Source organism: Treponema vincentii F0403 (genome assembly GCF_000412995.1).
Lineage (GTDB): Bacteria > Spirochaetota > Spirochaetia > Treponematales > Treponemataceae > Treponema > Treponema vincentii.
Genome location: NZ_KE332512.1, coordinates 1,993,702 through 2,017,294, shown reverse-complemented (window position 1 = coordinate 2,017,294; position 23,593 = coordinate 1,993,702). Strand labels below are relative to the sequence as shown.

Genomic DNA, 23,593 nt, shown 5'->3' with positions numbered 1-23,593 from the left:
TAATGGGGGTATGTAAATGACAATACTGACAGCTACCGCAGCGAGAATAAATCTCTATAACTTAATTGACCAAACAAAAGAGTTCCATGAACCGATTATCATTTCCGGTAAAAGAAATAATGCGGTTTTAATTTCAGAGGACGACTGGGACGCTATTCAAGAAACCTTATACTTGTGCTCTATTCCGGGAATGAGAGAATCAATCATTGAAGCAAGTAAAGAGCCATTGGAAGAGAGTATTAAGGAACTTGACTGGTAATGTGGACTGTAGTTTATTCAAAACAGGCGGCAAAAGATAGTAAGAAAATTGAACTGTCAAATCTAAAACAAACAGTAAAATATTTAATTGAAGTTATCAAGAATAATCCTTTTGAAAACTCTCCGCCTTACGAAAAGTTAGTTGGTGATTTAGCAGGAAAATATTCAAGAAGAATTAATATACAGCATCGTTTGATATATGAAGTTTTTGAAAAGGAACATATAGTCCGTATTCTAAGAATGTGGACTCATTATGAATAAAACCTGATACCCGCTTCAACTTAACATACCTTCGTCAATGTAGACTAAGCGAATGTTAGGTTGATGCCCTCTGTTGTACTTATCATTGATAAAAATGCGGGGATAAAACTATGATGAACTATAAAGGATTTATTGGTGTCGTTAAATATGATGATACTCGTACTGTAATCACATTTCAAGGAACAACGGTCGATAAGTATGATATATTCATACACAGAGGAGTGTTATCATGAGAACAAATATTGTTATTGATGATACGGTAAGGGGCGAGGTTTTTGATGTTTCCTCGATGCAAAAGTATTTTGATTATATCGATGATGATGAACTCCGGGCATTTTTTGCCGGAGCCGTAAAAATTCCCAGCATCAATCCGCCGGGGAACGAAGCACCGATGCTTCAATATATAGAAGATTTTCTAAAGGCAAATAAGATTGAGTATGAGCGAGTACGGGTTGAAGGAAACCGCTGCGACATTGTCGCACGGGTGCGCGGGAAAACCCGCGAAAACAGTATCATCTTTACCGGCCATACGGATGTCGTACCGGTTTCCGATGAAGAGCGCAAACGATGGAACTTTGATCCGTTCGGTGCGGAAATACGGGACGGTGTTCTCTACGGCCGCGGCAGCAGCGATATGAAAAGCGGACTGACGGCTGCGCTCTATGCAATGGCTGTTTTACAGCGGCACGGGATTATCCCCCCTACCGATATTATCTTTGCTGCAACAATCGACGAAGAAAACTACATGAAAGGTTCAAAGAAGCTCCTGCATTCTCCGTTGCTTGACGGAGCCCGCTCGCTCGTGGTGTGTGAGCCGACCGATTTAAAGCTGTGTATAAAAGGAAAGGGACGCACATGGGCGGATGTCTGTGTACGGGGTAAAACAGCTCACGGTTCACAGGCAGGCGCGGGAGATAATGCCATTTATACGGCAATCAATTTAATAGAAAAGATTAAGCATACGGATTTGTCGGGATATTCTTCGGTGGAGAACGGGGAGTCCTTTTGGCGGACGCTGGCGATACAGGCGGGAGTAGAACCGCAGGTAGTTCCCGACACTTGTGTTTTTACCGTGGATGCACGGCTTGCCGTCGGTCATCCCGTCGATGCGGTGTGGGCACAGCTGGATGAACTGATTGCGCAGCTGCATCAAGAAGTTCCTACCGCTCAAGTGTCGTATACCGTCGCCGATAAACGCCCTTCGTGGGTTACGGCGGAAACAGATCCGTTGGTGCAGCGGTGCAAAACGGCGCTGGAAGCAGTCGGACTTCCCTATATTCCTGATATCTTTGCCGGTTCCACCGACGGTAGCGTACTGGTACAACAGGGGTTGACGCCCGTTATCATCGGCCCGGGAGATCTTGCCGTCGTGCACCGCGAAAACGAACATATTAAGCTTTCGCAATTGGAGGAAGCGGCTAAGCTGTATCTTTCCATAATGCTTACCTTTTGAAAATAGACGGCGCATCTACGCCAAAAGTGTACATCCTTGTACACTTTTGGCTGCGAGTTTCGGTGAAACCGAAACATCGCTTCTCTGACAGGATGTCAGTGGTTCTAAACAGTATCGAGTTTTTCGTTATGAAAAACTTGAAGCTCAGAAATGAACAAGGATGTTCATTTCTGAACGATGGCATCCGTGCCGCTACTGAAGACCTCAACGTATCAGTACCGCCACGGACGGCGGTGGTTCCATGCAGCAGCAAGTTTTTCGAAAGAAGAGGGGATATACCGCGCGCCGCTACTGACAATCCTCAATGTACATGAAAGTACATTTCTTACCGTGTGTCCGCTCCGGTTTTCCGCATATCTTGAATAACCATTTGGGGTACCGTGTTGCCGTTAAAGCTGTTCCGGCTAACTGTAAATACGGCGTCGATACTGTCGCCGATTTTAAATTCGACGTTCAGCTTATCCGCCGCCTGCCAGTAAACGGCTGTCCACTTATATGTTCCGCAGTCGAGCGTAAGCCGTAAATGCTGCGGTTGGGTTTTACCCATAATCGAGGCGGCGGTTATCGTAACGCCTTTTACGGCAAACAACAGCGGCGGAAACCCTTCGCCGTAGGGCTCAAAGGTGTCGAGTACGGTTAGAAGGTCGGGCGTCAAATAGCCGTGCGGCAGTTCCGCATCGATGGCAAGAGACGGATGTTCGGAGTTTTCGTCAAATTCGATAGCGGCGGTAAATTCCTGCACTTTCTTTAAAAACGGAGCAACTTTTTCCTGCATCAAGCTAAAGCCCGCCGCAAATGCATGCCCGCCGTAATCGAGGAAAAAATCGGGATAGGCTTCCGGCAACGAAAGCACCCGATAACCGCGTGCCGAACGGAGCGAACCGACTGCGGTACCGTTTTCCATAAGGCAGATCACCATGCTCGGCACATTAAATCTATCTGCAAGCCGGTTTGAAAGAATGCCGGTGATGCCGCGGTGAATTTTATCGCTGACGACAACGGTGAGTTTTTCGCGGTATTTTGCAAGGCTTTCCCGCGCAATCGGTTCGGCAACCGCCCAACCCGTCTTTCCAAGCTCTTTCCGATCCTCGTTCATTGCAATAATTGCAGTTGCAAGTTCATTGCGTACTCCAGGATCTTTTTCGAGGAAGAGGCGGATTGCCGTTTCGGGCTTCCCCATCCGTCCGGTGGCATTGATAACGGGAGTAATATTCCATGCAATATCGTTGGTTCCGATTTGCTTACCGATAAGCCCCTGCTTTATCATCAGCTCGGAAAGACCGGCACGCGGCGCAGCATTGATTGCCGCCAAACCTTGTTTTACCAATATCCGGTTTTCTCCGGTCAACTGCATCAGGTCTGCAAGGAGCGAAAGCGCTACGAGCTGTAATTCACTTTTTTCTTTCTCGCCGTATAGGTTATGCGCTTGCTGGACAAGCGTAATAAAGATATTAAAAAAGCCGTCGAGTTCGGACATCGGCGTGTCGTTGTACTTTCCGATTCTCGATAAGTTCTTTAACCGCAAAAGGCTCAGCTCGGCAAGCTGGGGCGAAAACTTTGCGCATTCAAGTCTAAAGTCGTTCACATAAAACTCAACCGATTTACCGAATACTTTTTCCAGCTGCTTGAGCTGCAGTTCCTTATCCCACACAAAAATCTGCTGGCCTTGCAAAAATCTGCCGAGCCTCGTATCGGAAAAAGAAACCATACCGGGAATGATCGTTTCGCTGATTCGGGCCGTTTCAACTAAATTGACGGTATGAATAGCTTCCACCGCGAACGCATCGTTGACCGGCCGGACATTTAAAAGGCAAATCTGCTGCTTATAGATGTCGAGGAGTCCGAAGCGCAAGGCGACAGCGACCTTCCACGCCGTAGCGCATCCGGAAAGATGACTGTTGGGATATCCTGATCCCGGCACTTTACAGTTAATGATTACCGCCGCATCGGGCAGTTTATCTTGCGGGGTATGGTGATCGATAACGATAACGTCGATCCCCTTTTCCGCAGCATAGGCAATTTCTTCAATATTTGAAATACCGCAGTCCACGGTAACGATAAGTGTACCGCCGTCGGCTTCGTGCGCATCGACCGCTTCGCAGGAAAGGCCGTACGGCTCGTCGCCGGTAGGAATCCGCCACGTTGTCGGGATACCTAAATCGGTGAGCGCTTCGTAGAGGACGGTAACGGCCGTGATGCCGTCCGCATCGCGGTCTCCAAAAATAAGTACGCGCTCGCCTTCTTCTTTTGCATCGAGGAGCCGGTCTACGGCATCCTCCATATTCGTAAAAAGGAAGGGATTATGCACATAGCGGAGATCGTTTTCAAGGTGAAAGAAAGCCTCGCTCCCTTCGGCGATTCCGCGCCGCAGCAGAATAGATGCAACAAGCGGGCTGCAGCCGTACTGCTGCGCCATGGAGCGGACAATATCGGGGTCTATATCTTTTTTTTCCCAATTCACTGTATGGTACCGGATGTGCAGCTATAGATCGGCCGCAGAGATTTCTTTAAATACCAGCGGGCGCGCTTGAGGCTTATCCGCTGCATACCGTATTGCCGTTTTGATAATATCGGAAGCGGCAGGCAGACATTCCGCATCCTTGCCGTATACGTCCATAATAAGGTCGCCTTTTTTAACGGCATCGCCTGCGTGCTTATGCAGAATCATACCGGCATCGGGGCACACCGCATCGGTGGTTTTATTGCGGCCGACTCCGAGATTGACGCCCGCAATACCGATTTGGAACGCATCGATATCCGCAATAAAGCCGTCCTGTTCCGCCTTGATTTGGCAGGTATACGGGCTGCGGCGCTTACCGCATTCGGCAACGAACTGCTGCGCATTACCGCCCTGCAGCGTAATATTTTCGAGGAACAGTTCTAACGCTTTACCGCTGCGAAGCGCCTCTTGCGCTTTCTTAATTCCCTCTTCCTTAGTTCCCGCCTTGCCGCCGAGCACGAGCATCCAGCCGGCAAGCTGTAACGTTAAATCGGTTACATCATGAGGTCCTGCGCCTTTCAGTACATTGTAGGTTTCTTCCATTTCCAAAAAGTTGCCGACTGCATTTCCTAACGGCTCATACATATCGGTTATCATCGCGATAACTTTTTTACCCATTGCAGTGCCGGTACCGACAAGACTCTTTGCGAGCGCTTCGGCTTCGGGCAAGGTCTTCATAAAGGCACCGCTTCCGCATTTTACATCGAATACCAAGGCGTCGGCGCCTTCGGCGACCTTCTTGGAAAGAATGCTCGCGGTAATCAGCGGCACCGATTCAACGGTTGCGGTAACGTCGCGCAGGGCGTAAATCAGACGGTCGGCAGGGACAATCTCTTTTGTCTGCCCCGTCATCGCAAAGCCGATCTTTTTGATATAATTCCGGAATTGTTCAACGGAAAGGCCGGTCTTATATCCGGTAATCGATTCAAGTTTATCGAGTGTACCGCCCGTATGCCCTAACGCCCTACCGCTCATCATCGGGACTTTTACCCCGCAGGCGGCAACAATAGGCGCTAGCGGCAGAGAAAGTTTATCCCCTACTCCGCCGGTGGAATGCTTATCGACAAATGGGCCTTCAATCCCCGACAAATCCATCACCGCCCCGGAATGCAGCATCACGTCGGTAAGGATGGCGGTTTCGTCAAATGTCATACCGTTAAAGTAAACCGCCATCAGCCATGCGGACATTTGATAATCGGGAATCTCTCCGGCTACATACCCGTTCACTAAAAAAGCGATTTCTTCCCGAGAGAGGATTCCGGCGCCGGTTTTCTTAAACCCGCGCTTTTTCATAATAATATCAACTGCACGCATATTCTTCTTCCTTATTAATCTAATATATCTCTTAATTGAACGGCTTGCGCCACGCGGCGGGGTTTCCCGGTCCTACCCATTTATTGAGAGCAAAACCGTTACGAAGGCTCAATGTGATAAATTTCTTTGCGCGAAGAGCAGCTTCATACGGTTCGAGTCCAAAGCCCAAGCCCGCAGTAATTGCCGCCGCAACGGTACAGCCGCAGCCGTGAGTCCATTCGGTCTTAATCAATTCCGCTTCAAGATACCGGAAATCTTTACCGTCATAGAAAACATCGATTGAGGTTTCCGCACCCTTTAATTTTGAACCGCCCTTGATAAACACATGCGGGGCACCCATATCGTAGATCCGCTTGGCGGCTTCTTTAATTTCTCCCAGTGTTGAAGGCGTATCGACATGAGCAATTTGTCCTGCCTCAAACACATTGGGTGTAATAATTTTTGCAAGCGGTAACAGTTTTTTAATCAGCAATTCGTTAATTTCGGGATTAAGCGGTAAATTTCCGCCTTTACAGATCATCACCGGATCAAGGACATAGTTTTTTACCTTATATTTACTAAGATACTCGGCAGCCAATTCGATTGCGTAGGGAGTTGCCAGCATTCCCGTTTTTGCCGCATCAACTCCGATACCGGTAAAAATGGTTTCAAGCTGTGCTCTAAGGGAATCTTCGGCGATCGGGAATACTTCATGTCCCCAATCCTTGTGGGGATTCATGGTAGCAACCAAGGTGATCGCTGCCATACCATAGCCGCCGTACTCCTGAAATGTTTTTAAATCCGCCTCAAGTCCTGCACCGCCTGATGCATCGGAACCTGCAATTGTCGCTAGTTTTATCATTACATACTCCTCAATTATGAAAATATTTACGAGAGAAAACTATATCACATTTATCCGTTAAGTCAAGATCGGCAAAAGGAGATGTTTAAAAAGTATCCGATGCGATCGTCCTTGCTAAGTTTGACATTTCAAAGGCTTACCGCTATACTTTTTTTATGCTCAGTAATTTTCATACGCATACCTATCTGTGCAAGCATGCTGAGGGCACGCCGCTTCATTATGTGCGGCAAGCCGCTGCCGGCGGTTGTTCCGCGCTCGGATTTTCCGACCATTGCCCTTATCCCAATGACGATATATGGCTCTATTGCAGGATGTCGGCGGCGGATATACCGCTTTATAAGCGCCTTGTTGAAGAAGCAAAAAAAGAGGCGGATTTTCCCGTGTATTTCGGGTTTGAGTGTGAATGGTCTCCGCGGCACCGCAGCTGGTTTAAAGATGAACTGCTCGGCCGCTACGGAGCCGACTATCTGGTGTTCGGTTCCCACTGGTTCCCGCTGAACGGCGAATTTAAGTACATAGCGTCTGTTACGGAAAAACGTCTGCTGCGTACCTATATCGATTTTACGATTGAAGGAATGAAGTCGGGGATCTATAAGTTTTTAGCGCATCCCGATTTATTTTTAAGCGGGATACACTCTATCGATGCAGACTGCCTTGCCTGTGCGGATGCGCTGATAGACGCGGCAAATGATTTGGGAATGCCGCTGGAGATAAACGGCTACGGGCTGATTAAATCGAAAGTGCAGCGGGACTACGGAGAAGACTATCAATATCCCGTGGCGGCATTTTGGAAGCGGGCTGCGCAAAAGGATGCCCGCATTATCTGCAATGCCGATGCACATCAAATAGAACAAGTTTTGGCAGGAGTGCAAAACGGTATCGAGTATGCGGAAGAACTCGGAATTTCCGTACTCGATGCGGCGGAAGCGCTGGGTTTTGCACATGCGTAAAGAGACATCGCCGAATACCGGACGGAAGGCAGCCCGTGCCTTTGTAGAAGGACGGGTACAGGGCGTAGGATTCCGTTATTGGACGGTACAGGTTGCACGGGAATTCGGCATCACCGGCTGGGTGCGGAACTGTCCCGACTATTCGGTGGAAATATTTGCGGAAGGAGAAGGTTCCGCATTGTATGACTTTTTCGACGCGGTGCAGCATACCCATCCGCGTGCGTATATTTCAAACTTTACCGTTACTGCGGCGCAGTATCAAGGTCTCCCTTCATTTGAAATCCTCTTTTGAAAATATACGGGGCATCTACTTCGTTGCTTCATAAAAATCCTAGACAAGAATAGAGAAATAAGGTACGGTATGTGCCTATCGATTAACAATTTTACCATTTTTAATCGCTTTATTTATAATTAGCTATAGTTAATACAGTAAGGAGCTACGATAAAAAGCTCCGCCTAAAATAGCGTCGGAGCTTTTTATCTCAAGTTTGCTTACGCAAACTTGATTATTTACGTGTGCGCGTAATGCGCGCACGACTAAAAACTTTTTCGGAAACTTATGTTTCCTGCAAAAGTTTTTATAGGAGTGTAACATGACGCTAAAACAAAAAATAATCATGCTGATTTGTAGTCTCGCCTTAATTGCAGGGGCGCCTCTTTTTGCAAAAACAAAGGCTGTTTCCGTTGCGGTTTTTGTACCCGGAATTGTCAAGGGGAATCCGACGTATGAATTGCTCGTAGAAGGCGTACAGGAAGCGAAGGCGCAGCTGGATAAAAAAGGGCAGCCGATTACCGTCAAGGTAGTGGAAGGCGGAGTCAATCAGGGTGAATGGCAAAACGGATTGACGGCGCTGGCCATCAGCAAAAAGTATGATTTAATTATCAGCTCAAACCCTTCGCTGCCTGCGATTGCGGAAAAAGTGCTGCAGTTTGCCCCGCAGCAAAAATTCCTGCTGCTGGACGGATATCTTGCCGGAAACGCTCAAATAAAAACAGTCGGCTTTAACCATTACGAACAAGGCTACCTTAACGGTTATTATGCCGCACTTATCAGCACGAGCACTATGAAAAACGCAAACGCTGCGTATAAGATCGGACTGCTTGCCGGTCAGGAATATCCGGTGATGAACGATAAAATACGGAAAGGTTATTTGGACGGGGCAAAAGCCGTTAATAAGAATTTTGAACTGGATTTCCGCGTACTCGGCAATTGGTACGACGCCGCAAAAGCATCGGAGCTTGCCGTTTCGATGATTAAAAATAACGCCGATGTTATCTTAACGATCTGCGGCGGCGGAAATGCCGGTGTTGTGGCTGCTGCCCGCGAAAACGGCGCGTATGTGATGTGGTTTGACCGGCCGGGTTATTCTTATGGAAAAGATATCGTAGTCGGTTCAACGGAAGTTAGCCAAAAAACAGCGTGCACCGACTCGGTCATCGCCTTTGTAGAAGGGCGCTTGGAATTCGGTAAACCGGTAGAACTCGGCATAAAAGACGACGCTGTCGGCTTTGCCTTTGAAGGCGTACCTTCCGCAGTTCCTCAAACGGCCATTCAAAAAGTAAAGCAGCTGATAGATGATATTAAAAGCGGGAAAACGGCCTTATCCGACAAATAGGAAGTATTTGTGTTTTCAACGGAAAACCTGAGATTTACGTTTCCGGAAAACGGTATTACCGCCGTAGACGGAGTAAGCATTCGGTTTGAAGCAGGCAAGATACACGCCCTGTTAGGCGAAAACGGTGCCGGAAAATCAACGCTTGCCCGCCTTTGCACCGGCAATTTACGGCAGGATAGCGGCCGCATTCTTTACAACGGAACACCGCTTAACCTGCACTCCGTTGCGGACGGCATTGTACAAGGAATTGTACTGGTGCCGCAGCATCCTCAGCTTTCGGCGGAGCTTACGGTATGGGAAAACCTTGCAATCGGACTGCATACCGCGAAAGGCATCTCCTCCGGCTTGCTTTCGCCGCAAAAAACTCAAAATGCAATCGCTGCGGCGCTCTCCCGTTACGGCATTACGCTGCCGCTGACGCAAAAAGCGGAAACGCTCGATACTGCGCAGCTGCACTGGGCGGCAATCGGCGAAGCGTTACTCAAAAATCCTTCGGTATTCTTTTTGGACGAACCGTCCGCCTCTTTCAGCCCGCAGGAAATTACCCGGCTGTACGGAATTCTCCGCAGCTGCGCAGATAGGGACGCGTGTATTATCGTGGTAACGCACCGCATCCAAGAAGTGCTGAACTTTATGGACACGGTGCATATTTTGCGGAACGGTAAGACGGTATGGGATAGTCCGATCGATTCTACCGTAAACGCTCATCTTCTGCTGCAGGAAATCTTCGGTTCCGAGCAGACCGAATGGGAAGAAGCCGCAGAGCAACAGGGTATCGAGCCGGTTCAGCAAGCCCCTGCCGCACTGTTGACGCAGCCGGACGCACTATCGCCGCAAGATACGTTACAATCTGAAAAAGCGGCAGGGTTAACCGTTTCCCATGTTGCCGCCGTCAGCAGCAGGGGTGTCCGCTTTTCCGACTTTTCAATCGACGTCCCGCATGGGAAGATAACCGGCGTAGTCGGGATAAAAAAACAGGGGCTGGAACTTTTGGAGTATTTGCTGGTCAATACGCTTAAGCCCGACAAGGGAACTATCCGGTTTGACGGTCTGCCCATTACACGCATACCGCGCGAAACTTATGCCTACATTCCCAGCAAACGGATGAGAAACGGCATCGCCGGCGGGCACAGCATTGCGGAAAACCTCTATGTCCGCGCCCGCGCATCGCTGTACCGCTGCGGCATTTATTCCCCCAAAGCGGCGGAAGCATGGAAGCGTCATTGCTCATTCGATATTCCCCGCTCATGGAAAGATTCGGTGCTAAGCTTATCGGGCGGCATGATCCAAAAGCTGATTTTCAGCCGCGAGCTCGACAATCCGCCGCCGCAGCTGGTTATCTGTGCCGAACCTTATTGGGGATTAGACCGGAAGGTGCAGCTTGCACTTTTGCAGCGGCTCCGCAGTCTTGCCGCAGCAGGGGCAGCGGTTATCGTGTTGACTTCCGATGTGGATGCCGCGCTTGAAACCTGCGACTGTATCCATGTATTATACCGCGGCGTTCTAACCCGCTTTATGGAACGCCCCGCATATAACCGCGCGGCAATTATTGCGGCTATGATGCAGGCAGGTAAAGATGAATAACGGCATTCAAAAACACGCGATAAAAAAAGCCGCTCCGCTTTTAAACAGTGTTATTTCGGTAACGGCAAGCGTAGCGGCGGCGGCAATCTGTCTGGCGGCGCAGAGCGAAGAACCGCTGGAAACACTCGCCTCGTTTTTTATCGACCCTTTTACCGACACATTTTATTTGGGCAATATGCTCGATCGAGCCTCTCTTATTTTGCTCTGTGCGATGGGCTTTATCCTTCCGGCAAAGGCAGGCTTTTTTAACCTCGGCGGAGAAGGCCAAGCCTATCTCGCGTCATTTATCGCGGTGGAATTTGCACTGATGACGCCTCAATTTCCGCAACCGTTCGGTCTTATCGCCGGCTGTATACTCGCAGCACTTTGCTCCGGCCTTTTAGGCTTTATCTCCGCCTGCCTTAAACAATTTCTCGGTATTACCGAACTGATCAGCACCTACCTTTTATCGTGCGCACTGCTGCCGCTTATCGACTACGGCGTCAACGATATATTTCGGGATTCCGCCAGTAATTTGATGGCAACCCCGTATACAACCGAAAGCTGGTTTTTCACCTCTTTTTGGAAACCTTCGACTCTGAATAGCAGTATCTTTTTCACCGTGATCATAACGGCGCTGCTTTACGGGATGTTCAAACGTACCCGCTACGGCTACGAACTGGGATTGACCGGCACCAACCGCGCCTTTGCACAATCTCAAGGCATTAAGGTAGGGCTGATTTCCGTCTTGGCGCTGACTTTCGGCGCAGCGTGCCACGGACTTGCGGGCGCATTCAGCGTGTACGGCTCGCGGCACTATGTCTATGCGGGCATTACATCCGGGCTCGGCTGGAGCGGAATTTCCGCGGCGCTTATCGGGCGTAACCATCCGTTAGGAGCGGTATTCGGCGCGCTGTTTTTTGCATGGATGGAAGCGGGCGGCAAGGCTGCAATGCTCCAGACGAGCATCTCTTTTGATCTTTCTTCGATTGTACAGGGGATCGCATTCATACTGATAACGGTCGATTTTTTCCGGCAAAAACGAAGGGGGCAGACATTATGATAACCGCATCGATTACCTTGATTGCCCAAGCAGCTCCGCTCTTAATTGCCGCCTGCGCCGCCCTTGTTTCGGAATATATTGGCTTGTTAAATGTCGGAATAGAAGGGCTGATGCTGTTAAGCGCCTTTACGGGAATCGGCGGTATCCTGCTTGCAGAAAGCTTCGGCGGTCTTATTCCCGGTATTGCCGTTTCACTCGTGCTGGGTGCAGGGTTAAGTATATTTATTACCTATCTTACCGTTTACCGGAAGGCAAATATCTACATACTCGGGCTTGCGGTCAACCTAACTGCCGCGGGCTTTGTTTCCGTACTCAGCACACGGCTTTTCGGCAACCGGAGTATCGTAGCGCTGCCGCCCGAACTGCTGCTTCAGCCGCAGTCGGTTAAAACGGTAAGCGCGGCGCTTGCCGTTTTAACGAGCCTCGGACTTGCCCTCTTTTGCCGCTATACCAAAACAGGCTTACGGATAAAGATACTGGGAAAGGATTCTGCATTTTTAGATTCGATAGGGGTGCATACCGCACGGTTAAAGATAGCGGCAATGGGAATGTCCGGGGCGGCGGCAGCGCTTGCAGGCTGCCTGTTGTCCCTGCAGCTGGGAGCCTTTGTTCCCAACCAAAGCGCCGGCAAGGGATGGATTGCCCTTGTACTTGCGTATGCAGGCGGCCGTTCCGTTATCGGGACAACCTGCGCCGCGCTGCTGTTCGTCTATCTTGAAAACACCATCGCAGCCGCGCAGATCGGTATGGAACATCCGGCGCTTTTGATCGGCCTGCCTTTTGTGCTCGGCCTCTTTCTGATTATCGCCGAAAAGCTGATTGTCCGAATCTGGAAACACTATAGGGTTAAATAATCGAGCCGCCGCAGCGCTAATTCATAATTCATAATTATATTCGCTTTCCGCCCGTTTAAAGTCTTCCGGCGTGTCGATATCGAATGCTTCCATCTCGGAATGGAGTGGGACGTACAGTATCAGATCGGGGTGAGCGTTCATGACGGTTCTGCCGCCGATGTTTCCGTCTAAACGGCTGAGCTCACCGGCCAATGCGGCCGGAAAGATGACCGGAGAACGGTGTTTGCCGTTAAAGGCAGCGGAGACGATGTACCCGGGATTGCTGTGGAATACGGAACAGAGTTCGCGGACGCTGGTTGCCTGCAAAAAAGGCTGGTCGGCGGTGCAGAATAAGAAGCCGCTCGGGCTGCCGGTACAAGCCGTGTTTGCGGTAAGGAGTTCCGGCTGACGGGCACAAGCGGCTCGTACCGCAAGCGCCGCCGAATATCCTTGCCCTCGCTCCGGTTCGGGATTAAGGACAATATCGCAGCGGAATGGGGGAAATGCGCGGAATGAATTGGAGGTGCGGACAGGCTGGGATATACCCGCTTCGGCGGCAGCCCCCTGTAGAGAGCTGTCCGATACGGGGTGTTTTTGCCGCAGCTGGTCTATTATCGCTTCGATCGGCTGCTGCGTTTCGGCATTGACCGTAATGACTAAATGGGTAAGACCGGCTTCAAGCAGTGTTTCAAGTACATATCGGATTAGGGGCTTTCCGCACAGCGGGCGCAGCTGTTTGCAGCAGCCCATCCGCGTCGAAAGCCCGCCTGCAAGGATGATTGCGGTGGGAAGCTCTGCAGTGCACAGGGGATTCTTCACTGTCTTTCGCCTACGGTATGTAAAAAGGCCGGAAAGTTTTGCGCCCGCTCAAGCTGCGCGTAGAGTTCATCCCTGTTTTGCAGCGTTAGATGGAATACCGCCGCTTCCGGCATTTGTTCCAAGACCGGCAAAAAACGTGTTCCGCGCGGCTTAACGGCGCCGATGATATAATACCGGGGGTTGGAAAACAACGCACACACCGTGCGGAAAAAGTGCTCCGCCTCCGCTTCCATAAAGCCGAGTTCATCCATTAAGATTACCGGAAAGGAGACTTGCTGCGGAGCTGTTTCGGTGCGACCCATGCCGGAACAGCCGCTGTTAAGCGAAGCAAGCACCGACTCCTCCGCTTGCTTCAAACACATAACCCCGAATATATCAAATATCGGAGCAAAACCGACCGGTTTTTGCTGGGGACATATTCCGACTTTGTTGCCGGTTGTATACCGGTATCTTGCGGTACCGGCGACAACCTGATGCATATACACTGCACTCTCCGGCGGCGCTTCTCTTTTTGTAATAAAGCCTGATGGCTGGAGAGCATATTTTTGCATAAGGGCTGCAAGAAACGTAGATTTTCCGCAGCCCCGTTCGCCGGTAACAAAGAATATCCGCTTTGTAGTAATCCGTTGCAAAGTTTTATACGCCTTCTTTCTCTTTGGGTAGCACAATGTTTAATAGAATCGAGGTAATAAAAGCTCCGACTATCGCCTGTTTAAAAATATTTTGGAACCAATTCGGTAAATGCTGCATAACATGAGGTACGTGACTGAGGCCGAATGCAATGCCCAGCGATGCTGCAATAATGATGATATCGCGTTCCGTTATCTTTCCATTTTGGTATATCAGATTTAAACCGCTTATGGTAATCATACTGAACATCAGCAACATACCGCCACCCAATACCGGATTAGGAATGGTTGATACGATTGCTCCAAGTTTAGGAAAGAAACTGCACAGTACTAGAAAACCTGCACCCATTCCGATTGTAAAGCGGTTGACCACTTTCGTCATACCGATAAGCCCGACATTCTGGCTGAATGAAGTCGTCGGTAAAACACCGAAAAAGGCTGCGATCATACTGCCGACTCCGTCTGCATGAACCGCCCCTTCTAATTCTTTCTCGGTTATATCTCTTCCAAGTCCGCCTACGGCAATGCCAGTATTATCGCCGATTGTTTCTACCATAGGCCGCGGTCTGTTCAATATCGACGCCGCCGCCTACAAACCGGATACCGACCGGAATAAGTGAAATTCCCAAGGTTGTTACAACAGTTCCGGTTACGACATGCGGTAAAAATTTATGGAGCGGCTTAACAATAAATCCGAGCATGAATTCCATAAATCCGCCGACCAATGTGGCTCCGAGGATGGCGGCATAACCGCTCATCCAATTACCGCCTTTCGCAGCAAATTGGCCGCCGACTCCGATGACAACGGGAATAAATGCGGAACCGGTACCCATAACCGTCGGTAATCCTGAACCGATTTTCCAAATCGGATGCAACTGTATAAAAGTAATGGCCCCTGCTGCAAACATCGCATTCTGCAGCAGAGATACCTTAATATGCGGCGGAATATTTAAAATTCCGGTAACAACTAAAATCGGCGCGAGGTTTCCCGCATACATGGCTAAAACATGCTGCATACCTAATGGAATTGCCGTCCTTAATGGGACACGCCCTTCAAGCCGGTAAATATTCTCTTTCGAGACATCCATTATCTCCTCCTAGAACTACTTTTTTAGAAAAATTATAACCCCAATGCAAAGATGCAAAGCATCGGGGTAGGGTATTGGGAGCCGGGGATGTCTTAAAAGTCGATTACTTTTTCGCCATCCCTGCGAGTTTAAAGCTAAGGCTTTATCATAGTAATGACTTAGTTTCATCATCGTATCTAAAGCTTTAGGAAACGGGCTAAAAACCGTTTCGCAATCCGCTTTAGCGGATATAATGAATCATCTCCTTACAGAAAAAGCCGATAGGTTTTCAGTTTTCGGGCGGTCCCAATTTTCCTTATCATGTTGTCTCTTTATCTTTTGATTTAGGCAACAAGAGATTCAAAATAAGCGCGGTAACAAAGGCGCCGACGATGGCCTGTTTAAAGATATTCTGGAACCACATCGGCAGGTGCTGCATGACTTCTTGTACATTGCTTAAACCGAAGGCAACGCCGAGCGATGCTGCGATAATGACAACATCGCGTTCTGCAATTTTTCCGCTTTGATAAATCAAGTTTAAACCGCTCATGGTGATCATACTGAACATCAGCAATACACCGCCGCCCAATACCGGGTTCGGGATAGTCGAAACAATTGCGCCGAGTTTGGGGAAGAAACCGCACAATACCAAGAAGCCTGCGCCGATACCGATGGTAAAGCGGTTAACGACCTTTGTCATACCGATAAGCCCGACGTTCTGGCTGAACGAGGTATTCGGCATAACGCCGAAGATTGCCGCAAACATACTGCCGAAACCGTCTGCATGAACCGCCCCCTGTAATTCTTTGTCGGTTATGTCGCGTCCGAGACCGCCGACTGCGATACCGGTGTTATCACCGATTGTCTCTACAGTTGTCGCAAGATAGACGAGCAGGAATGGGACAATAGCATCCCAATGGAAGGTGAGGTTCAGGTGCCCTACTGCAAAGAAGGGCAGCGGAGCGGAAATCCATGCCGCATTTTTTACCGGTGTAAAATCAACCATACCGGCAAAGATTGCAACGATATACCCTGCAATAAGCCCGATTAGAATGGAGGAGATGCTCAAGAAACCGGTAAACATTTGCCGGATAAAGATAATTGTTAAAAAGACGAAAAGGGCAACTAACAGATTCTTTATCGAGCCGAATCCGGGAGTTTTTTCAAGACCGACTCCACCGCCGACAAATTTAATACCGACGGGGATAAGCGAAATTCCCAAAGTGGTAACAACGGTTCCGGTAACGACGTGCGGTAAGAACTTGCGGAGCGGTTTTACGATAAAACCAAGCATGAACTCCATTAAACCGCCGATAAGGGATGCTCCGAGAATAGCGGCATACCCGTTTGACCAGTCTCCCATCGCGGCATACTGCAGTCCAACCCCGATAGCGACAGGGATAAATCCCGAGCTGGTTCCCATAACGGTGGGGAGTCCCGAACCGATTTTCCAGATAGGCCGCAACTGGACGAATGTGACGGCGCCGGCAACAAACATAGCGCTTTGCAGCAGCGAAACTTTAATATCCGCCGGGATATTAAGAACACCCGATATAACTAAAATCGGGGCGAGGTTTCCGGCATACATAGCCAAAACATGCTGCATACCGAGAGGGATTGCCGTTTTTAGCGGGACACGGCCTTCGAGCTTATAAATATTTTCTTTTGAAATACTCATAATCTCCTCCTTAACTATAATACATATCACCCGCGTATTTTTACTCTATGAGTATATACTGATAGAGATGCGAATGTTTACTCATTCTATCAGTATAACTGCGAATATGGTAAATAGCAAGAAAAATTTGTAAGATTACCTAAAAAAAAGTAAGATTTTTAACGGCGCTCACACCCGTTTTTACGGAACGCTTGCTATTCGGTTAAGACGGTGAGTATTTCCAAAATATCGCCTGTATCATCTTCTGCAAGGACAATCAATTTATCGCCGGGATACAGTACGGTATTACCATCGGGAATAGATTCGTGTTCACCGTGCATAACGCCGACGATGCGGCATTTTTGCGGCCATTCCATTTCGTTGATTTTCTTTAAGGCTGCGATTGAATGCAAGCCGATCGGTAGTTCATAAAGCTGAGGGCTGCCGGATTCCGTACCGGATTTTTTATTCACTGCACGGCTATCCGACTCAAGAATTTGCGTCAGGAGAATATGATCGTGCGCCTGCGAACCGATAAAACTCGCCGTTAGATAGGCCGTAAGGCAGGTCAGCACCAACCCGCTTAGCTGGGGGAGGGCGCCGCTTGTTTCAAACACGATAGCGCAGGCGGTAAGCGGCGCTTTAATAACGGTGGTAAAACAGGCAGCCATGCCGAAGAGAATCATTGTATTGACGTGCTCCTGTGCCAATAAACCGAAATGCACTAATACGGTTGCATACAGTGCGCCTCCTACCGCGCCGCAGGCAAGGAGCGGTACAAAAATACCGCCGATTGCGCCCGACCCTGCGGAGATTCCGGTAAAAAGAAGCTTAACAGTTAAGAACATCAACAGCATCGTAATCGGAAAAGATTGTTCGGTCAGTATTCGTATCAACCCGTCGCCGCCGCCCGAAGAATAACTGTGCCACAAGCCGACCGGCAGCGACAGCAGGAACGGAATAACAGGCCGTAAGATCGGCGGGATATGCAGTGTTTTATAGCATCGTTGGAACAAATAAATCGACTGCTTAAACCCGTGTCCTATAAGCGCGACGAATATGCCCAGCCCTATCAGCCATGCAAATTGAGAAAGCGGAAATTCCACAGCCGTAAAAAATCGGAAAATCGGCCCCCTGCCTAAAAAAATGCTTCCCGCAAAATCGCCTGCAAAAGAACCTGCCATGACACAGGCTAAAAGCAGGGGAGTTAAATGATGATGGATATCTTCAAGCGCAAAGACAATTGCAGCAAAAGGAGCGTTGAATGTTGCAGAAAGACCGGCGGCTGCCCCTGCGGTAATCAAGCACACCCGTTCGGTAAACGAGCGCTTTCCCAGCCGTTCAACAGCATCGCCGATATATGCACCCAGTTGGACAGAAGGCCCTTCTCGCCCCATCGAAAGTCCCAGTCCGATGCCGAGAACACCGCCGATAAACTTGAGCGGGAGCTCGTAAAGCGGGGAAAACTGCAGCTTTTTCATAAAGACGCCTTCAATCTGCGCCACTCCGCCGCCTTTAATCATCGGCCATTTTGTAATGATAAAGCCGATAAATAATCCCGCTAGTACCAAAACTGCCAGCGCAAGGAGGACGCCTCGCACACCCGTAGTCCGTATAACACCGTATAACGCAACACGGGTATTTCTAAGATACGAGATTGAGAGCCGAAAGCCCGTAATAACCAAGCCGGTAATTAAACCGGTTACAAGGCTTTCAAATACCAAAAGCCACTTGTTTTCTTGTCTTCTTTTAAGCAATGTGCCTGTTTCCGAATATTCATTCATAACGATCATTACAATTATAGCCGAAAGTTCTAAAAACTCCGGTTTTTCAGAAGTTCCCCCTTAGATGGATTTACTGCGTGCTGCGGCAACCGCCTCTTTTAATTGACGGGCGGTGCGGGTAACCGATTCAAAATCACCGGTTTTAGCTCCTTTCGTAAGGGCGCCGCCGATACCGAGTACCGCAGCTCCCGCCTTAATCCACTCGGCTGCGTTTTCGGCAGTAATACCGCCGGTAGGCATATAGGTTCCCTGCGGAAGCGGCCCCTTAAAGGCGCTGATGATTTTCGGCCCGAAAAGCTCTGCCGGAAACAGCTTGAGAATGTCGGCGCCGAACTCAAGTGCGCGCACCGCCTCCTGCGGCGTCATAACACCGGGAATGTACGGCACCGCATACCGATTGCAAAGGCGTGCGCAGTCTTCGTTAAAAGACGGCCCGACGATATATTGAGCGCCTGCAATAATACAGGCACGTGCCGTCTCCGCATCGAGCACCGTACCCGCGCCCAACAGTATATCCGAACCGAATGCCTCGCTTAACTCGCGGATAATTTCGTCGGCGTGCGGTACGGTCATGGTAATTTCGATAGCGGTAATCCCCCCTGCACGCACGGCTTCCACGATTTTAAGCCCCTGTGCCTTATTTTCCGCCCGAATAACGGAAACAGCCCCCGCCTCAATCAACGCCTGTATCAGTTCATATTTTTTCACAATTCCTCCGCAGGGCAATTGCATCAGACGTTTGTGGAACATCCCCGCAGAAGAATGGAGGCAGTGCAATCAGAATTGAACCTCTTCGCGGTTCAAATGCTTGCCCAACCTCCATTCTTCTGCGATTCTTATTTATTTATCTGATGCAATTGCCCTTTTTCTAAAATAAACTGTGCGAAATTTTTTAAATTTCGCGCAGCCTTTCCAAGGAAAAGGAAAACGTATCGGACGGATATATCCAATACCGCAAAATAATTGGGACTGTGAGACCATTTGAACCGCGAAGCGGTTCAACTCTGGTTGAACAGACCCAATTATTTTGCGGGGCTGTTAAAAATACAGTCTGATACGTTTTCCCTGATCCGCTAGTCGACTTGGATGGTAAACCGTTCGGATTTTTCGTTGCCGGTTATATCCCGTGCCGTAATTAATATATCGGATTTTCCGCGGTTTAAGATAATTTTGCCTAAATACAGCTCATTTTTCCGCCGGTACAGCAGCGTGTCGGTAAAGGCGGTGTTGCCTAAATAAGAATCGCCGTCTTTTTCCGCAATGGTTTCAAACGGAATGGTTCGGATATTTGTACCGTTTACAAAAATAGTAATCCGGAAAGGACTAAAACTAAGGCCTCCCTGCGAAGCCGTGTCGGAAATATCCGCATACAGTTCATAGCTTCCCTGCCGCACGGTTTTTTGTCCGTTCATTTGAAAGGCTGTGTTTTGTTCATTTATCAAAACGACATTTTGTATTTGCGGTGCGATTTTATCGTTGACAGACGGAAGCAGCAGCAGCGGATTGATATATACTTTTTTCTGACTGTCGCTTACTTGAAAGATAAGGTCGTTCGGTTTTCCCCATCCGCTGTTTCCCGTCCTTCCGATAACCGCATTTGATTCGGTTGTTACTCTGCTTAGGAACACTGCGTTAGCGTCAAGATTTCCGTAAACCGTCTGCAGCCCGTCATCGTGTAAAAATATCAACGCATTTCCCAACGTAGAAGGGAATGCACCGGTTCCGTATCTTCTATCGAGAGCAATTAAAAGAATACCGTCATCGGCAGCACGTACCGTCGATGTGTTTTCAAAAGTCAGCCCTTGCTCAAAAGTTTTCTCCCCAATGCATTGACCGAAAAGCCGCAAAAAATTTTGTGTGTCTGTCGGCCAATCCAATGCATATAATCCGGTACATACCGCTAAAGCTAAGGCAAAAAAGAAAAATCGTTTCATAGCAGAAGCCTCTTTTACACTTTATTTTATATCGATACGTGCCAATTTCGTATCGGTTGCTAGGAAAATCGTTTGCCGCTCCTGCATAAGAAAGGTGTTTTCTGAAGGAAAGGCCGTTTTCCCGACGACATACATAGGCGATTCAATAAAGGACAGCAGAGCGTTTTTTTCCTGTTTGCTGATAACCGCCGTGATTCCCTTATACGGAATTTCCCCGCTGCCGAGCACTATACCGTGCTGCGGCATAATGCCCGATATCAGCTGATTACAATCGATAAAACCGATGCCTTCCGCACACTCGAATACTGCATTCTCTCCTTGTATATCGAAATCGACAAAGACCTGCCTGCGGAGATTCCCTTCCAAGTATCGATGGTGTACAATTTTATACTTGTTGCCGTCTATCCGTATGAGCAATACCCGCTGGCGGTCAATCCCGCATACACAGGCGGCCAGCTGTCCGTCTGCAGAAAGCGCTGCGCCCAGTATAACCTGATAGTCGCTGCCGCCCGGATAAAAGTCAAACACTACATTACCCTCAGAATCGAGGCTTACCAGCTTCCCGTCGGAAAATCCGATAATAACGCCGGCTCCGGTGCTGTGAAAGGCGGTAATCGGTGCGGTATGCAGATAACGCCACAGCGGTTTACCGTCTGCACCGTATTGTTTGACGGCGCTGCCGCCAGGCTCAAAAAGATAAAAGCGGTCTCCATCAACATATACAAACCCCTGCTCTTCGATAACGGTTATCAAAGAACCGTCGGGGCGGTAAATCGGCGTTTGGGCGGCATCGCTTCCGTATTCAGTCCACGCTGCGGACGAAGCCGAAATCCGCTGTGTAACGGGGGATGAGCGGAGCAATTCGCCGCCGGCAGTAAAATAACCGAATCTGTTCTCCGTAAGAAATACTTTAGGTTCCTTCCCGATAAATTGTTCCGCCGATACTTGCCTCTCTACGGTTTCGGCCGTATCGGTTATTCCTTCAAGTTCCGCCTGTGCGGTATCCGGCGTGATAGTGCGCACCCACACCGGCTGAAAATAAATATCCGAACCGAGGGGGACTGCCGCTGCAAATATGTATATGAATAAAAAAAGAATAGGAAAAATAATAAAACGATTATCGAAAGCTGTAATTTTCATAGTCTATATGGTATAATAGTAGTATGAAAGATTCAAGTAAGTATGATCATCTCTTTGAACAAGCTCTGGAAGCGGCAAAAAATGCGTACGCCCCTTATTCTCATTTTAGAGTAGGCGCCGCATTACTGCTTGATGATGGGTGCGTCGTTACCGGTGTGAATGTTGAAAACCGTTCTTACGGATTGACCAACTGCGCCGAACGCACCGCTATTTTCAGCGCGGTTGCAATGGGTAAAAGAAATTTTACGGCTATTGCAATCGCAACCCCCGATGCGGATTATCCGGTGGGGCCGTGCGGCGCGTGCCGGCAGGTTATCTCCGAGTTTATGCAGCCGGATGCTCCGGTTATATTCGGCTCATCCGCCGGTAATCGAATCGAGACAACCGTAAGTGGTGTTTATCCTTTTGATTCACTCCACGAGTTGCAACAGAAATAAGAAAATTCAACTGCCAAAAAATTTAGGAGGAAACAATGCGGAAGAACATGATCTTTTAGGATATCGGGATGTTCCCGATGAGGCATATTACGGCGTACAAACGCTCCGTTGTATGGAAAACTTCAATATTACCGGCGTGCATCTTTCCGCCTATCCGGGGTTTATCAAAGCCCTTGCGATGGTTAAGCAGGCGGCGGCACAGGCAAACTATGAATTAGGGTTGTTGGAAAAACCGGCAGCGGAAGCCATTATCACTGCTTGTAAAGAAATTATTGCCGGTAAACTGCATGATCAATTCCCTGCGGATATGATTCAAGGCGGTGCGGGAACGTCTACCAACATGAACGCAAATGAGGTGATTGCAAACCGTGCACTTGAACTGCTGGGGCATAAAAAAGGCGAATATACATTCTGCCATCCGAATAATCACATCAATCTTGCGCAGTCTACCAACGATGCGTATCCGACGGCAGCAAAACTCGGTATTTGTTTACATACGGAAAGCCTGGTTACCGAGCTTGAAAACTTGATCGCATCTTTCCGTAAAAAAGGAAAAGAATTCGGCGGGCATATCAAGATGGGGCGTACCCAGCTGCAGGATGCGGTGCCGATGACGCTTGGTCAGGAATTTGAATCGTATGCGGCGAGTTTGGAAGGGGAGGTGCCGCATATCCGGCATGCTGTTTCCGGCTTACTCGAAATCAATATGGGGGCAACCGCTATCGGCACCGGTATCAACAGCGACCCTGCCTATGCGGATTTGGTAACAAAACGGCTCGCAGAAATTTCCGGTTATCCTGTTACGAAGGCGAAGAATTTGATTGCCGCAACAAATGACACTACCTGCTTTGTTTCCTATTCGGGGCAGCTGAAACGTCTTGCGGTAAAAATTTCAAAGATATGCAATGACCTTCGTCTGCTTGGCTCGGGGCCGCGCGCCGGGTTGAACGAAATACATCTTCCGGCAATGCAGCCGGGTTCATCGATTATGCCGGGTAAGGTCAATCCGGTTATCCCCGAAGTGATGAATCAGGTATGCTTCCGCGTTATCGGAAACGATACAACGGTAATGATGGCATCCGAAGCGGGGCAGTTGGAGTTGAACGTCTTTGAACCGGTTATTATTTACAGTATTTTGGAATCGATTTCGATTTTAAATAACGGTATGTCTACGCTTCGGCTGCGCTGTATCGACGGCATCGACGCGAATGTAGAGCGGTGCAAGGAGCTGACCTATCGAAGTATCGGCTTGGTGACGGCGCTTAATCCGGTACTCGGCTACGAAATCTCAAGCGATATTGCCAAGACTGCCCTCAAAGATGACCGCAGCGTCTACGACCTTGTGTTGGAACGCGGTTTATTATCGAAGGAAGCGCTTGACGAAATTCTGAAACCGGAGAACATGACGCAGCCTAAGAAAATGCACAAGCTGTAAGGATACCCTACACATACACTGCTTCTCAATAATCAATTG

23 protein-coding genes are annotated in these 23,593 nt (G+C 48.9%); 11 read left to right on the top strand and 12 right to left on the bottom strand.

From position 1 onward, the window contains the following. Window positions 1-16 precede the first annotated feature (16 nt). From HMPREF1222_RS09160 to HMPREF1222_RS09150, 3 genes are all read left to right on the top strand, one after another. Window positions 17-259 carry a type II toxin-antitoxin system Phd/YefM family antitoxin gene (locus HMPREF1222_RS09160; RefSeq protein WP_016519149.1) on the top strand — a complete coding sequence of 81 codons (243 nt, stop codon included), beginning with the start codon at window positions 17-19 and terminating at the stop codon, window positions 257-259. Then, the gene (locus tag HMPREF1222_RS09155; RefSeq protein WP_016519148.1) at window positions 259-519 is read left to right on the top strand and encodes a Txe/YoeB family addiction module toxin; all 261 of its coding nucleotides are present in this window, start codon (window positions 259-261) and stop codon (window positions 517-519) included. Before HMPREF1222_RS09160 ends, HMPREF1222_RS09155 begins: the two co-directional genes overlap by 1 nt. 229 nt (window positions 520-748) lie before the next feature. Beyond that, window positions 749-1,972, top strand: coding sequence for a M20 family metallopeptidase (locus HMPREF1222_RS09150; RefSeq protein WP_016519146.1), 1,224 nt, complete (start codon window positions 749-751; stop codon window positions 1,970-1,972). Window positions 1,973-2,297: 325 nt separating this feature from the next. On the opposite strand, the gene recJ is transcribed toward HMPREF1222_RS09150, so the two are convergent. Genes recJ through thiD form a run of 3 tightly spaced genes read right to left on the bottom strand, consistent with a single transcriptional unit; the run spans window position 2,298 to window position 6,627 of the window. After that, a complete protein-coding gene (gene recJ / locus HMPREF1222_RS09145; RefSeq protein ID WP_016519145.1) occupies window positions 2,298-4,433 on the bottom strand; it encodes a single-stranded-DNA-specific exonuclease RecJ in 2,136 nt (711 codons plus the stop codon). 21 nt (window positions 4,434-4,454) lie between these two features. Next, complete coding sequence (locus HMPREF1222_RS09140; protein WP_016519144.1) at window positions 4,455-5,786, bottom strand: thymidine phosphorylase; 1,332 nt, start codon at window positions 5,784-5,786, stop codon at window positions 4,455-4,457. A 31-nt stretch (window positions 5,787-5,817) separates the two neighbouring features. Beyond that, window positions 5,818-6,627, bottom strand: a complete 810-nt coding sequence (gene thiD, locus HMPREF1222_RS09135) for a bifunctional hydroxymethylpyrimidine kinase/phosphomethylpyrimidine kinase (protein ID WP_006188592.1) — start codon at window positions 6,625-6,627, stop codon at window positions 5,818-5,820. Window positions 6,628-6,782: 155 nt separating this feature from the next. Here thiD and HMPREF1222_RS09130 point away from each other — a divergent pair, with 155 nt between their 5' ends. The 6 genes from HMPREF1222_RS09130 (at window position 6,783) to HMPREF1222_RS09105 (ending at window position 12,673) form a co-directional block, all read left to right on the top strand. Continuing rightward, a complete protein-coding gene (locus HMPREF1222_RS09130) occupies window positions 6,783-7,577 on the top strand; it encodes a PHP domain-containing protein (RefSeq protein WP_016519143.1) in 795 nt (264 codons plus the stop codon). Next, window positions 7,570-7,869 (top strand): acylphosphatase, encoded by a 300-nt coding sequence (locus HMPREF1222_RS09125; RefSeq protein ID WP_006188589.1) that lies wholly within the window; start codon window positions 7,570-7,572, stop codon window positions 7,867-7,869. Before HMPREF1222_RS09130 ends, HMPREF1222_RS09125 begins: the two co-directional genes overlap by 8 nt. A 301-nt stretch (window positions 7,870-8,170) precedes the next feature. Next, complete coding sequence (locus tag HMPREF1222_RS09120) at window positions 8,171-9,193, top strand: BMP family ABC transporter substrate-binding protein (protein ID WP_016519141.1); 1,023 nt, start codon at window positions 8,171-8,173, stop codon at window positions 9,191-9,193. A 9-nt stretch (window positions 9,194-9,202) separates the two neighbouring features. Next, window positions 9,203-10,777, top strand: coding sequence for an ATP-binding cassette domain-containing protein (locus HMPREF1222_RS09115; RefSeq protein WP_016519140.1), 1,575 nt, complete (start codon window positions 9,203-9,205; stop codon window positions 10,775-10,777). After that, on the top strand, window positions 10,770-11,819 hold the full coding sequence (locus HMPREF1222_RS09110) for an ABC transporter permease (protein ID WP_016519139.1): 1,050 nt from the start codon (window positions 10,770-10,772) through the stop codon (window positions 11,817-11,819). The genes HMPREF1222_RS09115 and HMPREF1222_RS09110 overlap by 8 nt, the downstream gene beginning before the upstream one ends. Beyond that, the gene (locus HMPREF1222_RS09105; RefSeq protein ID WP_006188585.1) at window positions 11,816-12,673 is read left to right on the top strand and encodes an ABC transporter permease subunit; all 858 of its coding nucleotides are present in this window, start codon (window positions 11,816-11,818) and stop codon (window positions 12,671-12,673) included. Before HMPREF1222_RS09110 ends, HMPREF1222_RS09105 begins: the two co-directional genes overlap by 4 nt. Before the next feature lie 21 nt (window positions 12,674-12,694). On the opposite strand, the gene HMPREF1222_RS09100 is transcribed toward HMPREF1222_RS09105, so the two are convergent. The 9 genes from HMPREF1222_RS09100 to HMPREF1222_RS09065 all read right to left on the bottom strand — a co-directional run bounded on the left by HMPREF1222_RS09100 (window position 12,695) and on the right by HMPREF1222_RS09065 (window position 21,682). Then, complete coding sequence (locus HMPREF1222_RS09100; RefSeq protein ID WP_016519138.1) at window positions 12,695-13,471, bottom strand: nucleotidyltransferase family protein; 777 nt, start codon at window positions 13,469-13,471, stop codon at window positions 12,695-12,697. Then, the gene (locus HMPREF1222_RS09095) at window positions 13,468-14,103 is read right to left on the bottom strand and encodes a nucleoside-triphosphatase (protein WP_016519137.1); all 636 of its coding nucleotides are present in this window, start codon (window positions 14,101-14,103) and stop codon (window positions 13,468-13,470) included. The genes HMPREF1222_RS09100 and HMPREF1222_RS09095 overlap by 4 nt, the downstream gene beginning before the upstream one ends. A gap of 4 nt (window positions 14,104-14,107) precedes the next feature. Next, the gene (locus HMPREF1222_RS13170) at window positions 14,108-14,674 is read right to left on the bottom strand and encodes a solute carrier family 23 protein (protein WP_244870142.1); all 567 of its coding nucleotides are present in this window, start codon (window positions 14,672-14,674) and stop codon (window positions 14,108-14,110) included. After that, window positions 14,634-15,188, bottom strand: coding sequence for a solute carrier family 23 protein (locus HMPREF1222_RS13165; protein ID WP_016519135.1), 555 nt, complete (start codon window positions 15,186-15,188; stop codon window positions 14,634-14,636). Before HMPREF1222_RS13165 ends, HMPREF1222_RS13170 begins: the two co-directional genes overlap by 41 nt. A 298-nt stretch (window positions 15,189-15,486) precedes the next feature. Then, complete coding sequence (locus HMPREF1222_RS09085) at window positions 15,487-16,845, bottom strand: uracil-xanthine permease family protein (RefSeq protein ID WP_006188580.1); 1,359 nt, start codon at window positions 16,843-16,845, stop codon at window positions 15,487-15,489. 194 nt (window positions 16,846-17,039) lie between these two features. After that, window positions 17,040-18,608: a ClC family H(+)/Cl(-) exchange transporter gene (locus HMPREF1222_RS09080; RefSeq protein WP_244870141.1), complete on the bottom strand. Its 1,569-nt coding sequence runs from the start codon at window positions 18,606-18,608 to the stop codon at window positions 17,040-17,042. 60 nt (window positions 18,609-18,668) lie between these two features. After that, window positions 18,669-19,316 carry a bifunctional 2-keto-4-hydroxyglutarate aldolase/2-keto-3-deoxy-6-phosphogluconate aldolase gene (locus tag HMPREF1222_RS09075; RefSeq protein ID WP_016519133.1) on the bottom strand — a complete coding sequence of 216 codons (648 nt, stop codon included), beginning with the start codon at window positions 19,314-19,316 and terminating at the stop codon, window positions 18,669-18,671. Between the two features lie 365 nt (window positions 19,317-19,681). Next, a complete protein-coding gene (locus HMPREF1222_RS09070) occupies window positions 19,682-20,542 on the bottom strand; it encodes a peptidoglycan DD-metalloendopeptidase family protein (RefSeq protein ID WP_016519132.1) in 861 nt (286 codons plus the stop codon). A gap of 21 nt (window positions 20,543-20,563) precedes the next feature. Next, a complete protein-coding gene (locus tag HMPREF1222_RS09065; protein ID WP_016519131.1) occupies window positions 20,564-21,682 on the bottom strand; it encodes a hypothetical protein in 1,119 nt (372 codons plus the stop codon). 23 nt (window positions 21,683-21,705) lie between these two features. Between HMPREF1222_RS09065 and HMPREF1222_RS09060 the strand changes: the two genes are divergently transcribed. Then, window positions 21,706-22,119 (top strand): cytidine deaminase, encoded by a 414-nt coding sequence (locus tag HMPREF1222_RS09060; RefSeq protein ID WP_016519130.1) that lies wholly within the window; start codon window positions 21,706-21,708, stop codon window positions 22,117-22,119. Window positions 22,120-22,129: 10 nt separating this feature from the next. Beyond that, window positions 22,130-23,554, top strand: coding sequence for an aspartate ammonia-lyase (gene aspA, locus HMPREF1222_RS09055; RefSeq protein WP_038077040.1), 1,425 nt, complete (start codon window positions 22,130-22,132; stop codon window positions 23,552-23,554). Window positions 23,555-23,593 lie beyond the last annotated feature (39 nt).